Below are 14218 nucleotides of genomic sequence, written 5' to 3'. Positions count from 1 at the left end.
GATGGACTTCACGCCTACGCAGGAGCAGACCGCAGCTCAGGAGTTGGCCGCGCGGATCTTCGGCGACCTCGCGACGCACGAGCGGCTTTCGGCCGTCGGTACGGGCAGCGACCCAGAGCTGTGGAAGGCCCTGTGCGGTGCCGGACTGATCGAAGCCGTCCAGGAGGTGGGTCTGCTGGGCCTGGTGCTTCTCCTGGAGGAACAGGGCCGCACAACGGCCCAGACGCCCTTCGCGGCCACATGTGTGTACGGGCTGCTGGCGGTGTCGGCGCACGGCTCGACGGAGCAGTGCGAGCGCCTGCTGCCGGGGATCACCAACGGCTCGGTGGTGGTCAGCGGGGGATTTCCGGCACAGGGAGGGGTACGAGCATCTGTGCTCGGCGAGCCAGGGATACGAGCATCTGTGCTCGGCGAGCCAGGGATACGAGCATCTGTGCTCGGCGAGTCGCCCGCCGGCCATCAGGATGCAGGACATCCCCATCAGCAGGGTGTACGGCCTTCCACACACGCCGAGTTGACCGGCACGGTCCCTGTCGTGCCCTGGCTGCGGGACGCCACGCACGTCCTGGTTGCCGACGCGGACCGGAGGCTGTGGCTGGTGCCGACCGGTGACGCCGAGTGGCAGCCGGTCGAACTCACGGCACCCTGGGCCGCGGGGCGGCTCGTGCTGGACGGCACCGAAGCCGAACAGCTCGGCGGACCCGACGCCTACGCCGATGTCCTCGCCACTGCCCGCACCGCCTTCGCCGGTCTCCAGGCCGGTGTCTGCGCCGGCTCTCTCGCGCGGGCCGTGGCGCACACCAACACCCGCGAGCAGTTCGGGCGCCCGCTCGCGACCAAGCAGGCCGTCCAACTCCGGGCAGCGGACGCGTATATGGACACCGAGGCGATACGGGTGACGGCGTACGAGGCGGCCTGGCGTCGCGACACCCGGCTCGCCCACACCTCGCACTCGCTCACCGCCGCCTGGTGGGCGTCCGAGGCGGGCCGCCGGGTCGTCCACACCGGCCAGCATCTGCACGGCGGCGCGGGAGCCGACCTGAACCATCCGGTGCACCGGCACTTCCTGTGGGGCCGGCAGCTGGACGCGTATCTGGGATGCGGCGAGGAACTGCTCCAGGAACTGGGCGAGTTGATCAAGGAAGGGGAGGAGGGCGAGGCATGGAATCGGTGAGGAGCGGCGACGGACTGACGAGGACTGGCAATGGACTGCCGAGGACCGATGACGGACGACCGAGGACCGGCGACCGGCTGCCGCCGCTGGAGATCGAGATCACCCGCACGCTCATCGTGGCCGGAGCGATCGCCTCCCGGGACTACCAGGACGTTCACCACGACGCGGAACTGGCCCGCCAGAAAGGCTCCCCCGACATCTTCATGAACATCCTGACCACCAACGGCCTGGTGGGCCGCTACATCACGGACCACTTCGGCCCGATGGCCGTCCTGCGCAAGGTGGCCATCCGGCTGGGCGCGCCCAACTACCCGGGAGACACGATGGTGTTGACGGGGCAGGTCGAGGCGCTCGACGGCGACACCGCGACGGTGCGGGTCGTCGGGGACAACGGCATCGGCAGACATGTGACGGGCACGGTGACGGTCAGGGTGCCGGCGACGGACACGGTGTCGGCGGGGGGTGCGCAATGAGCGCCCGGACTCAGGACACCCTCGGCGGACGGGCCGCGATCGTCGGTGTCGGTGCCACCGAGTTCTCCAAGGACTCGGGCCGCAGCGAGCTCCGGCTGGCGGTGGAGGCGGTGCGGGCCGCGCTGGACGACGCGGGGCTGACGCCGGGAGACGTGGACGGGATGGTCACGTTCACGATGGACACCAGCCCGGAGATCACCGTGGCCCAGGCCTGTGGGATGGGCGAGCTGTCCTTCTTCTCCCGAGTGCACTACGGAGGCGGGGCGGCCTGCGCGACCGTCCAGCAGGCGGCGCTCGCCGTCGCCACAGGAGTGGCCGAGGTGGTGGTCTGCTACCGCGCGTTCAACGAACGGTCGGGCCGCAGATTCGGCTCCGGCGTACAGCACCGGGAGCCGTCGGCGGAGGGCGCGGCGCTGGGCTGGTCCCTGCCGTTCGGGCTGCTCACCCCGGCGTCCTGGGTGGCGATGACGGCCCAGCGGTATCTGCACGCCTATGGGCTGACCCCGGAGGTGTTCGGGCATGTGGCCGTCATGGACCGCAAGTACGCGGCGACCAACCCGGCGGCGTACTTCCACGGCAGACCCATCACGCTCGCCGACCACGCGGCCTCGCGCTGGATCGCCGAACCGCTCAGGTTGCTGGACTGCTGCCAGGAGACGGACGGCGGTCAGGCGATCGTGGTCACCTCCGTGGAGCGGGCCCGCGACCTGCCGAATCCTCCGGCCGTCGTCGCGGCCGCCGCCCAGGGTGCGGGCCGCGCACAGGAGCAGATGACCAGCTTCCACCGCGACGACCTGACCGGCCTGCCGGAGATGGGCGTGGTCGCCCGCCAGTTGTGGCGCACCTGCGGGCTCACTCCGGCCGACATCGATGTGGGGATCCTCTACGACCACTTCACGCCGTTCGTGCTGATGCAACTGGAGGAGTTCGGGTTCTGCGGCAGGGGCGAGGCCGCCGACTTCATGGCGGAGGAGCGGCTGCCGGTCAACACGCACGGGGGACAGCTCGGGGAGGCGTATCTGCACGGGATGAACGGGATCGCGGAAGGCGTACGGCAACTGCGGGGCACATCCGTGAACCAGATACCGAGGGCCGGCCGGGTCCTGGTGACGGCAGGGACCGGGGTGCCGACATCGGGGCTGGTCCTGGAGGGAGCGTGACATGGGGCGCCGTACAGGACCCAGAACGCGCCCGGGTTGCCGTACAAAACCCGGCACGCGCCCGCGTTGCAGCACAGGACCCAGAACCCACCCGAGCTGCCCCACCGGGACGGAAACCGGCACCGTGGTCGTAGCCCCCAGGGGTAAACCCGCAGTAGGTGTCCTCCTCCAGTCCACCTTCAGGAGGTGCAGCAGGCACCACCCCTACAACCTGAGGGGGAGTGCGCTTCGGGACCTGCGGCCGATCCGCCGGTGAGGGGGTCGCTCATAGCGTGGAGCCATGACCACAACCGTCTGCACCAGCGCTTCCAACCCCGCGACGCGGTCGCTGACGTACCCGTCGTTCTCGTCGTACGTCAAGGCCCGCCAGCCGGTGCTGCTGCGTACCGCCCGGTCGCTCACCGCGAACCCGTGCGACGCGGAGGATCTGCTCCAGACGGCGCTGACCAAGACGTATGTGGCCTGGGAGCGGATCGAGGACCACCGTGCGCTCGACGGCTATGTGCGCCGGGCGCTGCTGAACACCCGGACGTCGCAGTGGCGCAAGCGCAAGGTCGACGAGTTCGCGTGCGACGAGCTGCCGGAGCCCGAGCCGGTGCCCGGCGGGGACGACCCGGCCGAGCAGCAGGCGCTGCACGACGCGATGTGGCAGGCGATCTCCAAACTGCCTGCCCGGCAGCGGGCGATGGTCGTCCTGCGGTACTACGAGGACCTCAGCGAGGTCCAGACGGCCGAGGTGCTCGGCGTCTCGGTGGGCACGGTGAAGTCGGCGGTGTCACGCGCCCTCGGCAAGCTGCGCGAGGACCCGGAGCTGGCGCTGGTCCGCTAGGGCCGCTCCGGCGGACGAGCGCCAAGGGGGCCGGTGGGCCGTACCGTCCGGCCTCGGTGAAGGCAACGTGACGTGATCGACGTGATCGATCACCCGTGCCCCGTGACAGACCGCGCGGTATGTGAGCAGAATCAGCCCAACCCTTACTACCGCGTAGGCAATGTCGCCCCGGGAGGACGCCGTGCTGAGCACCATGCAGGACGTACCGCTGCTGATCTCGAGGATCCTGACCCACGGGTCGGCGGTCCACGGCTCATCGCAGGTGATCACCTGGACCGGGGAGGAGCCACAGCGGCGCTCCTTCGCCGAGGTCGGCGTCCGTGCGGCCCAGCTGGCGCACGCCCTGCGCGAGGACCTCGGGGTCGCGGACGACGAGCGTGTGGCGACGCTGATGTGGAACAACGCCGAACACGTCGAGGCGTACTTCGCGATCCCCTCCATGGGCGCGATCCTGCACACGCTCAATCTGCGCCTCCCGGCCGAGCAGCTCGCCTGGATCGTGAACCACGCCGCCGACCGGGTGGTGATCGTCAACGGTTCGCTGCTGCCGCTGCTCGCCCCGCTGCTGCCGCACCTCAAGACGGTCGAGCACGTGGTCGTGTCCGGCCCCGGCGACCTGTCGCTGCTCGCGGACGTCACCCCGCGGGTGCATGCGTACGAGGAGCTGATCGCCGGGAAGCCGACGACGTACGACTGGCCGGAGCTGGACGAGCGCCAGGCCGCGGCCATGTGCTACACGTCCGGGACGACGGGCGACCCCAAGGGCGTGGTGTTCAGCCACCGTTCGATCTACCTGCACTCCATGCAGGTCAACATGACCCAGTCGATGGGCCTGACCGACCAGGACACCTCGCTGGTCGTGGTCCCCCAGTTCCACGTCAACGCCTGGGGCCTGCCGCACGCGACCTTCATGACCGGCGTGAACATGCTGATGCCGGACCGCTTCCTCCAGCCCGCCCCCCTCGCCGAGATGATCGAGCGCGAGAAGCCGACGCACGCGGCCGCCGTCCCCACCATCTGGCAGGGCCTGCTCGGCGAGCTGACCGCGCGGCCGCGCAACGTCTCCACCCTCACCCAGGTCACCATCGGCGGCTCGGCCTGTCCGCCCTCGCTGATGGAGGCGTTCGACAAGCTCGGCATGCGGGTCTGTCACGCCTGGGGCATGACGGAGACCTCCCCGCTCGGCACGATCGCCCGCCCGCCGGCCCACGCCGTGGGCACCGAGGAGGAGTTCGCCTACCGCCTCACCCAGGGCCGCTTCCCGGCGAGCGTCGAGGCCCGTCTCAGCGGCCCCGGTGGGGAGCGTCTCCCCTGGGACGGCGAGTCGGCCGGCGAGCTCGAGGTCCGCGGCCCCTGGATCGCGGGCGCCTACTACAACGGCCCGGGCGCCGAACCCCTGCGCCCCGCCGACAAGTTCAGCGAGGACGGCTGGCTGAAGACGGGCGACGTGGGCACCATCTCCGCCGACGGCTTCCTCACCCTCACCGACCGCGCCAAGGACGTCATCAAGTCCGGCGGCGAGTGGATCTCCTCGGTCGAGCTGGAGAACGCGCTGATGTCCCACCCGGATGTCGCCGAGGCCGCCGTGGTCGCCGTCCCCGACGACAGGTGGGGCGAGCGCCCGCTCGCCACGGTCGTGCTGAAGGAGGGCGCCACCGCCGACTTCGAGTCCCTGCGCGCCTTCCTCGCGGGCGAGGGCAAGATCGCCAAGTGGCAGCTCCCGGAGCGCTGGACGATCATCGAGGCCGTGCCCAAGACGAGCGTCGGCAAGTTCGACAAGAAGGTGCTGCGCAGGCAGTACGCCGCCGGGCAGCTGGACGTCACCCAGCTCTGAGCCGCGTCAGGCGAACGCCGAGCAGAGCACCCGGCCCCCGGGCCCCCTGCTCGGCGGACGCCGACCTCACCGCCGTATCGACGTGGTTGAGCCGCTAGTTGGTGCCGATCCGCGCCAGCAGGTCCACGATGCGCGACTGCACCTCGGTGCTGGTCGACCGCTCCGCCAGGAACAGCACCGTCTCGCCCGACGCCAGCCGCGGCAGATCGGCCTGGTCGACGGCGGCCGTGTAGACGACGAGCGGGGTGCGGTTGAGCTGCCCGTTCGCGCGCAGCCAGTCGACGATCCCGGCCTGGCGGCGATGCACCTGAAGCAGGTCCATCACGACGAGATTCGGCCGGAACTGCCCCGCCAGCGTCACCGCGTCTGCATCGCTTGCCGCCCGCGCGACCTGCATCCCGCGCCGTTCCAGCGTCGCGGTCAGCGCCAGCGCGATCTCCGCGTGCTCCTCGATCAGCAGGACGCGCGGCGGATGCTGCTCACTGTCACGCGGCGCCAGCGCCTTCAGCAGTACGGCGGGATCGGCGCCGTACGCCGCCTCGCGCGTCGCCTGTCCGAGCCCCGCCGTGACCATCACCGGCACCTGCGCGGCCACGGCCGCCTGCCGCAACGACTGAAGTGCCGTACGCGTGATCGGCCCGGTCAGCGGATCGACGAACAGCGCCGCAGGGAAGGCCGCGATCTGTGCGTCGACCTCCTCGCGCGAGTTCACGATGACCGGCCGGTACCCGCGATCGCTCAACGCCTGCTGCGTGGTGACGTCCGGCGCGGGCCACACCAGCAGCCGACGCGGATTGTCCAGCGGCTCCGGCGGCAGTTCGTCGTCCATCGGCTGCGGACGCGGCGGTTCCGATACCTCGACGGCCCCACCGGGACCGTCCAGCGGCTCGGGCCCCTCGGCGGCGTTCTCGTCCGGTGCGCCTATGGCGTACGACCGTCCGGCCGCCTCGGTGGACTGCGCCAGCCGGGACCCGCGCGCCGACGTCTGCTCACCCGAGGGATGCGGCCGCGCCGCCTGCTCGGGCCGGTCGGGCGGCGTTCCCAGCTTCCGGCGCCGGCCGCTGTTCGTCGCCGGCGAGGACTGCGGGGCCGCGGGCGCGGACGCCTGCTGCACCTGTGCCGCCTGCCTGCTGAACGGCACGCCCTGCCCCAACGTCCGCACACTGATCGCCCGCCCCTGCGTGGAGTTCGGGTCCTCAGGGGCGGCACCGGCACCGGCCTCGGCGGGCAGCGGCTGCGCGGCCCGCTGGGGTGCGGCCGCGTCTTCGGAGGCGTTCGGCGGTACGGGGGTGGCGGCGCCGTTGGTGGCCACGGGGGCGGCGGCCGGGTTGGGCGACGCCGCCGGGGCGGGGGTGCCGACGGCGTTCGCCGCCAGGGGCGTGCCCGCGCCGGAGCTGCCGTCGGCCGTGGGCCATGGCTGGGGGGCGGGGGTGGGGGCGCCTTGAGCCGGGCCGGGCTGACCGGGCGCGGCTTCCGCCGGGAGCGGCTGACCAGGGGCGGTGTGGGGGCCGGTGGTCTGGTCCGCCGCTTGGGCCGTAGGTGCGGGAGTCGCCGGTACGGCCTGGGCCTGGGCCTGGACCGGGGCCGGGGTGCCCTGCGGGGCGACGGTCACGGCGGGTTGCACTGCCTGTCCCGGGCCTTGCACATGAGGCGCATGAGGTGCACGAGGACCATGAGGCGCCTCTCCCTCGGCCTGAACCCCGGTGCCCTGCGGCGGCAAGGGCGCTGCGGGCTGACCGGCCACGGCCTGGCCCGCCTGTCCGTGCCCCATCTGTCCGGGCCCCGCCTGCACGGGCACACCCTGCCCGGCACTCTGCTGTGCCGGAACCCCCTGCGCCGGAACCCCCTGCGCGGGAGTCCCGTTCGCCTCCGTGGCCGTCGGCTGGGCGACAGCCCTGCGCCTACGGCCCGTCGGTGCGGTCGCGGGGTGCGGCTGTGGCGGGGTGTGGTCGTCGGACTGGTCGTGCGGTACGGCGTCATGCCGGCCGTTGTCGATCAGGGCGTCCCCGGACCCACTGGCAGCCGGAACCTGCGGGGGCGCCTGCGCCGCCGGGTTCGCCTGAGCCCGGTCCGCGTCGGCGGGCGGCAGGGCGAACACCGCACGGGGGGCCGCCTCCTGCGCGGCGGCACGCTCGCTCGCGGCGGCCAGGGCACGCCGGCGTCGTCCGGTCGGCTGCGCGTTCTCGGCGGCGGCCCCGTCGGTCGCCGCCGTCGCCGCGGGCAGCGCGGGAGGCAGCGCCTGCTGCGCCCCGCCGCCCTGCCGGGCACGGTGCCCTGCGGGGGGCACGACCCCGTCGGACGTGGGCACGCCCTGCGGCGGCACCGTACCGCCCAGGCCGGACCCTGAGGCCGCGGCGCCGGCGGCATGCTCGGCGGCCGTGACGACGGCGCCCGCAGAAACCCCGGAGGCGAGTTCGAGGCCGGAACCGACCGCCGTACCGCCCTGGGCACCCGCATTCGCACCCTCGGCAGGCCGCCCCCGCCGCCGCCCGGTACCGCCGGACCCATCACCCGAAGCCTGCGCCGGAACGGGAGCCGCACCCGGAGTCGCACCCGGAACCGGAGCCGCACTCGACTCCGACTGTTCGGCCGCACGCCGCCTCCGCCGCCCGGTGGGCACCGAACCCTCGGAGCCGCCGGGGCCATCGGAGCCCCCGGACTCACCGGCGCCGCCGCCCGGCACCTCGCTCTCCAGGAACGCGTCCACGGAGGACCGCCGGGCCCGCCGTCGCCCGCCCGCGGAGGTCTGCTCGGTGGCTTCCTGCGGCTCGGCGATCGCGGCGGCCGGGGCCGCCACAGCCCCCGCCCCACCACCGATCGGCACTTCGAGGACGAACGCGCTGCCGCTCATCCCCGGCACTTCATGCGTCTGGAGCACACCGCCGTGCGCCCGCACGATCCCGCGCACGATCGGCTCGTGCACCGGGTCTCCCCCGGTATACGGCCCGCGCACCTCGATCCGTACGACCTCACCGCGCTGCGCGGCCGCCACCACGACCGTGTTGTCCATATAACCGCCCGCGGACACGGGAGAGTTCCCGGTCGCGTCGACCCCGGCGACATCGGCGACGAGATGCGCGAGCGCGGTGGCGAGGCGGGCCGGATCGACCTCGGCCTCGATGGGCGGCGCATGTACGGCGAACTGCACGCGCCCCGGCCCGATCAGCTCGACGGCGCCGTCGACACCGGCGGCGACGACGGCGTCGAGCATCACCTTCGTACGGACGATCTGCTCGGTGCCCGCGTCGATCAGCTGGTACGCGAGGACGTTGTCGATGAGCTGGGTGATGCGCGAGTACCCGGCGGACAGATGGTGGAGCACCTGGTTGGCCTCGGGCCAGAGCTGCCCGGCGTCGTCCGCGGCGAGGGCCGACAGATCACGCCGCAGCTCGTCGAGCGGCCCGCGCAGCGACCCGCCGAGGAGCGTCAGCAGCTGCTCATGCCGCCCGGCGAGCGCCTCGTACCGGTCCTTCTCGCGTTCGGCGAGCGCGGCATACCGGTCGTCGCCGGCCGCGAGCTCCTCCTCGTGCTGCTCGCGCAGCTCCTCGAGTTCGGTGACGTGCTGCTGCCGCAGCGCCGTGAAGTCGGAGGCATGCTCCTCGCCGAGCCGCTCCAGCTCCTCCGCGTGGCTCTGCTCGGCCGCGGCCTTCTCCTCGGCGAGGCTGTCGTAAGGCCGCCGGTCGGTGAAGGTCAGCACGGCCCCGACCAACTGGTCCCCGTCCCGCACCGGCGCGGTCGTCAGGTCGGCCGGGACCTTCTCGCCCTTCTTCGACCACAGCACCTGCCCGCGCACCCGGTGCTTGCGCCCGGAGCGCAGGGTGTCGGCGAGCGGGGACTCCTCGTACGGGAACGGCGTGCCGTCGGCGCGCGAGTGCAGCATGAGGTCGTGCAGTTCACGCCCGCCGAGATCACTGGCCCGATAACCCAGTATCTGAGCGGCGGCCGGATTGACGAGCACGATCCGCCCGTCGGTGTCGGTCCCGACCACACCCTCGGACGCGGCCCGCAGAATCATCTCGGTCTGCCGCTGGGACCGGGCCAGCTCGGCCTCGGTGTCGACGGTCCCCGACAGGTCCCGTACGACGAGCATCAGCAGCTCGTCGGAGGCGTAGCCGTAGTTGTCGTAGGCCTGCTGCCCGTTCTCCAGGTTCGCGCTGGTGACCTCGACGGGGAACTCGCTCCCGTCCGTCCTGCGGGCGATCATCCGCGTCGGCTTGGTCTGCCCGCGCGGATCCATGTGGTCGGGCCGGCGCATCGACCCGGGGATGAGCCGGGAGTCGAACTCCGGTAGCAGGTCGAGCAGCCCGCGCCCGACGAGCGCCGTGCCCGGCGTCTCAAAGGCTTCGAGGGCGATGGTGTTCGCGTTGACGACGGTCCCGTTGGCGTTGACCAGCACCAACGCGTCGGGAAGCGCGTCCAGTATGGCTGCGAGGCGAGCAGCGCCTCGGGATGGCCTGCTGCTCACGAGACGCTTCCTCCCTGTTACCGCATCTTGCCGACCGCTCGGGCCATCTTGCCAACCTGCCCGCGGTGTGTCACGCGAGGGAGTCTAAGGGCTGAGGTTGCGCTCGCGACGCCGGATGAGAGGGAGGTCGCACGACGAAGTGACGACTACGTGACGCGGACGGCGGCGCCGCACGCGTGACCGCGCGTTTTCGCTCCGCCCGCACCGCGCGAGACCTTCGCGGGACTTTTACGGTCCCCCTGATTCCGCCATGGAATGTCTGTACGTCCATGTCTGTACTCCATGTCTCTGCGTCCATGTCTGTACGTCAGTGGGGTGAGCCCCGGAATTGACCTCAGGCCCGAGTGAGGTCGGGCAGCAGCGGCACGAGCCGATCCCAGCGGCCGATCTCACACCCGTCACTGCGGCTGTACGTCGTGTCGACGGGACGCCCGCTCCAGGTTCCGGTGACATGCGCGGTGGCGGCGCCGCCGTACTGCATGGTGCAGATGGTGCCGTCCGGCACGGGAGCGAAGGTCTCCTTCCCCCACCGGGTGTTCCGGTCGACGGCCGCACACGCGGCCCCCGCCTCGGGGTGGCTGCCTCCGCCGGGATGGCAGTACAGCTCATACGTCCCGTCCGCATCGCCGCCCGCGTGCCGGACGGTGACGGTGAGGTGATCCCCGCCCCGGTCCTCGTCGCGGACGGGTGGCGGAGCGGCCTCGACATGACCGGCGGCGTACGACGTCGCCGCCGGCGAACCGATCGCGGCAACGGAGGCGACGGCAGTAAGGAGAATCCGGGTGACCTGCAACATGACCTGACTAACGCCGTACGGCCTCCACGGTTGCGCCCCGCTCCACCGCACCCCAAGCCCTTTGCCCTGTGGCCTGCCTGCCTAGTACCGTGGGGGGCGATTGGTGACACCACGCTCGACTGTGTCATCATCTGCACGCACCACTCGCGCTCGCGCGGGCGGCTGTGCGGGAGGCGTCGCCTAGTCCGGTCTATGGCGCCGCACTGCTAATGCGGTTTGGGACTTCAATCCCATCGAGGGTTCAAATCCCTCCGCCTCCGCCACCTGACCAGGGAGTTCGGCCATTTGGGCTGGGCTCCCTGAGTCGTGTGCAGGGCCTTTCCACCGCGGTGACGCGACGGGTGGCAGTGGCACCTGCGACTCGACTGCACGGAGCCGCATCCTGCCGGTGACGATGCCGGCGTAGATGGTGGACACCGTCGTGAAGCCCTCGCACCGTCCCGATACCTGCGGTGCTCCCCCGACGATTACGACACTCCCCGTGCTGATTCATTTTCTTGGTGTGGGATGGTTTTTGCGTCGGCTGAGCAAAAGGACAGTACCGGTCGGAATTCGCGCTGCCCCAGGCGTCGCCGGCGCAGCGGTCGCATCCCGTGCTCGTAAGGGAAGATTTGCTCCCGGCGCCGTTGCCCCGTACTGACCGGTCATCTCATCTGGGCTGTTCCACGGGGCCGCAAAAGCCAGAGGAAGAGGAAAGGGAGATGAAGTCGTGCGTATAGGTACGGCACTACCGCAGTTCGGTCCGCTTGCGGAGCCCCATCTGGTCGCCGGGTTCGCCGTGGAGGCCGAGCGGATGGGCTACGACGCGCTGTGGGCGGCGGACCGGGCGCTGACCCCGTTGCAGCCGTCCGAGATCTACCCCGGCTGCACGCCGGAGCAGCCGTGGCCGGTGGAGCAGGCGCGATCGGTCGATCCCATCGTCACGCTGACGGCCGCCGCGGCGGTCACCACCAGGGTCCGGCTGGCCACGAGCACCCTGGACGCGCCGTGGCACACCCCGCTGCTGCTCGGACGCTCACTCACCTCCCTGGATCTGCTCAGCCAGGGGCGGCTCGACATCGGCTTCGGGGTGGGCTGGATGCGTAGCGAGTACGAGGCGCTCGGCGTGCCCTGGTCCGGGCGTGGTGCACGGCTGGAGGAGATTCTCGACGTCTTCCAGGCCATGTGGACCTCCGACCCGGTCGAACACCAGGGCAAGCTGTGGCAGATCCCGCCGTCACGCATGGATCTGCGCCCGTTCCAGAAGCCGGGGCCGCCTGTCCTGCTGGCCGGATTCGTGGCCGGTGCCCTCGATCGAATCGGTCGCCGGGGCGACGGCTGGCTGCCCGTGACTGTGGTGGGTGACGGACCGGACCTCGAGACTCTGGAGGGCCCCTGGCAGGTCATCAAGCAGCGGGCGGAAGTCGCAGGCCGGGATCCGAGCGTGCTCAGGCGGGAACTGCGGGTCAACATCGCCCCTGGTCACCCCGTCGAATCGGCTGTTCCCGTCCTGCAGTCCGCCCGCGAGCTGGGGTACGACGGAGCGTTCCTCGATCTCACTTACAACGCGGACAGTGTCGACCACGCCCTGAAGATCGCCGCTGACATCGTGGAGCGGTACCGCAAGGGCTGATCACTGATCATCCTTCAGTCGGTACGGGATGCACGCTGTAAGCCGGGTGCGCGGTGGCCGGGTGAGTAGGAGCACCGGGCCACCGCGTCCGGTTACAGCTGTCTCCGGGATATCGCCGGGCTCGCGATGTCGACAAGAAGTCTTTTGATTCGCGCCAGAAGAAGGCTCGATGAATTATCGGTGAATTAACCTCCACACTGGCTGTAGGAAGGTTTGCGGTAAAGCCTTCCTCATTTCCTGCAGCTGCCGGGCGGCTGCAGCGCGAAGTTCTGATAGAACGATGAGGAAGTGGCCCGCCTGGCCAGATCATCGGGCCCGCGAGGGGCGTCATCCGCGCCGCGGTCAAACGACTCGGACTCCGTAAACGTACCCACGGATGCTGACGCACCGTCATTCCCAACGCTCCAACAGCCCCGGCAGCTCCAAAAGTCCTAACCATTCCAAAAGTCCAAAAAAGACAGCACGGCACAGAGCAGACAGAAGAGACAGAGATGCCCAAGCACACCGAGTCCCCTGCAGACGTCCGGGACATGTACATGGTTCACACCGTCTTCCGGCGGGAGTTCGGGCTCATTCCCGGGCTGGTTCGCGGGGTCGCCGAGGGGGATACCGGGCGCAGCGAAATAGTCGGGGCGCACCTGGACCTGATGTGCCGGGTCCTGCACGTCCACCACGAGGCCGAGGACGTGATCCTCTGGCCGATGCTGCTGGAGCGGGGTGGGGAGAGCACGCAGAGCATCGTGCCGACGATGCAGTCCCAGCATGCGTCCCTCGAGGCTGCGCTCGAGCAGATCAGCGAACTGCTCACTCCGTGGCGGCAGACAGGGCTCGGGGGCGAGGCCGTCGCCGACGCCTGCGAGACCCTCAACACCGCCCTCATGGCGCACATGGCGCTGGAGGAGGAGCAGATCCTGCCGTTGGCCGAGAAACTCGTCACCGAATCCGAGTGGAAGCAGCTGGGCGCCCACGGGCAAGCCCTGTTCAGCAAGCAGGAATTCCCCGTGGTCTTCGGCATGGCGATGTACGAGGGGGACCGCGAGGTCGTCAAGGGCGTCCTGGCCGACGCACCGTTCCAGGTACGCCTGCTGGCGCCCCGACTGGCTCCGCGGGCATTCGCCGCACACGCCCGTCGCGTGCACGGCACGGCCACCCCGCCGCGCGCCGCGTCGCTGTCCTGACGCTGCGGAATACGGAGATCTGAGCCTGCCACGGGGGCGGAGGCACGTGGCTGGTCGGAGGTCGGCCAAGGTGATCAGATCTGGGCGGCCGGTTCCTGCCGCCTGACGTGGTTTCGGCCGTTCCAGGACAGGCCCCCCTGAACGCCGTTTCCGCAGCTCGCAAGGGGTATGGCTAACGGATTTCACATGGCGGCGGCAGTCATGTAATGTTCTTCCTGTCGCCGCGACCGCCCCCGAAGGGCAGGAAACGGAGACAAGAACAGAACACAAGCACTCGTAGCTTAACGGATAGAGCATCTGACTACGGATCAGAAGGTTGCAGGTTCGAATCCTGCCGAGTGCACAGCACGTCAGAGGCCCTGTGGAGTGATCCACAGGGCCTCTGGCTTTTGCCTTGACGGCAGTGTTTGACGGCAACCGCATTCGAGGGCGGATTACACGGCTACGAGGACACCGGCCGCGCCGTCGTCATCGTCCGGATCGTTGCCGTCACCCCGCAGCGCGTCGCCGACGCGATCGAAGGCCGAGCGCTGGAGAGCCGACGATCGGGTGGAAAGACGAGGCCAGCGCATGGCCGCGCGACGGCCAGGGACCCAGCGTAGCGTGTCGGATCCCAGCTGATGCCTGACGATCTGGTCCCACGTGATGCTTGACGGTGGGCCTAGACAACATAGGGAGCCCCGTGGGGCTTGTTCGC

At 70.6% G+C, this 14218-nt stretch carries 9 protein-coding genes and 2 tRNA genes; 9 read left to right on the top strand and 2 right to left on the bottom strand.

Annotation, left to right across the window (positions count from 1 at the left end):
* Position 1: 1 nt before the first annotated feature.
* From ACIHFB_RS20780 to ACIHFB_RS20760, 5 genes are all read left to right on the top strand, one after another.
* The gene (locus ACIHFB_RS20780) at positions 2-1174 is read left to right on the top strand and encodes an acyl-CoA dehydrogenase family protein (RefSeq protein WP_400127569.1); all 1173 of its coding nucleotides are present in this window, start codon (positions 2-4) and stop codon (positions 1172-1174) included.
* Positions 1162-1647 (top strand): MaoC family dehydratase, encoded by a 486-nt coding sequence (locus ACIHFB_RS20775; protein WP_400127568.1) that lies wholly within the window; start codon positions 1162-1164, stop codon positions 1645-1647. The genes ACIHFB_RS20780 and ACIHFB_RS20775 overlap by 13 nt, the downstream gene beginning before the upstream one ends.
* Positions 1644-2807: a lipid-transfer protein gene (locus tag ACIHFB_RS20770; RefSeq protein ID WP_400127567.1), complete on the top strand. Its 1164-nt coding sequence runs from the start codon at positions 1644-1646 to the stop codon at positions 2805-2807. Before ACIHFB_RS20775 ends, ACIHFB_RS20770 begins: the two co-directional genes overlap by 4 nt.
* Before the next feature lie 280 nt (positions 2808-3087).
* Positions 3088-3636 (top strand): SigE family RNA polymerase sigma factor, encoded by a 549-nt coding sequence (locus tag ACIHFB_RS20765; RefSeq protein WP_365271398.1) that lies wholly within the window; start codon positions 3088-3090, stop codon positions 3634-3636.
* Positions 3637-3796: 160 nt separating this feature from the next.
* Positions 3797-5470 (top strand): long-chain fatty acid--CoA ligase, encoded by a 1674-nt coding sequence (locus tag ACIHFB_RS20760; protein ID WP_365271395.1) that lies wholly within the window; start codon positions 3797-3799, stop codon positions 5468-5470.
* A gap of 94 nt (positions 5471-5564) precedes the next feature.
* On the opposite strand, the gene ACIHFB_RS20755 is transcribed toward ACIHFB_RS20760, so the two are convergent.
* Both ACIHFB_RS20755 and ACIHFB_RS20750 read right to left on the bottom strand, forming a co-directional pair.
* On the bottom strand, positions 5565-9935 hold the full coding sequence (locus ACIHFB_RS20755) for a PAS domain-containing protein (RefSeq protein WP_400127566.1): 4371 nt from the start codon (positions 9933-9935) through the stop codon (positions 5565-5567).
* Positions 9936-10269: 334 nt separating this feature from the next.
* The gene (locus ACIHFB_RS20750; protein ID WP_365271389.1) at positions 10270-10731 is read right to left on the bottom strand and encodes an SSI family serine proteinase inhibitor; all 462 of its coding nucleotides are present in this window, start codon (positions 10729-10731) and stop codon (positions 10270-10272) included.
* A 169-nt stretch (positions 10732-10900) separates the two neighbouring features.
* Here ACIHFB_RS20750 and ACIHFB_RS20745 point away from each other — a divergent pair.
* From ACIHFB_RS20745 to ACIHFB_RS20730, 4 genes are all read left to right on the top strand, one after another.
* Positions 10901-10994 (top strand) — tRNA-Ser (locus ACIHFB_RS20745).
* A 446-nt stretch (positions 10995-11440) separates the two neighbouring features.
* On the top strand, positions 11441-12343 hold the full coding sequence (locus ACIHFB_RS20740) for a TIGR03619 family F420-dependent LLM class oxidoreductase (protein ID WP_365271386.1): 903 nt from the start codon (positions 11441-11443) through the stop codon (positions 12341-12343).
* Between the two features lie 491 nt (positions 12344-12834).
* Positions 12835-13521, top strand: a complete 687-nt coding sequence (locus tag ACIHFB_RS20735; RefSeq protein ID WP_365271383.1) for a hemerythrin domain-containing protein — start codon at positions 12835-12837, stop codon at positions 13519-13521.
* A gap of 270 nt (positions 13522-13791) precedes the next feature.
* Positions 13792-13864, top strand: a tRNA-Arg gene (locus ACIHFB_RS20730).
* Positions 13865-14218 lie beyond the last annotated feature (354 nt).

This window comes from Streptomyces sp. NPDC051963 (genome assembly GCF_044593495.1).
GTDB lineage: Bacteria > Actinomycetota > Actinomycetes > Streptomycetales > Streptomycetaceae > Streptomyces.
This window is presented reverse-complemented; position numbering and strand designations above follow the sequence as displayed.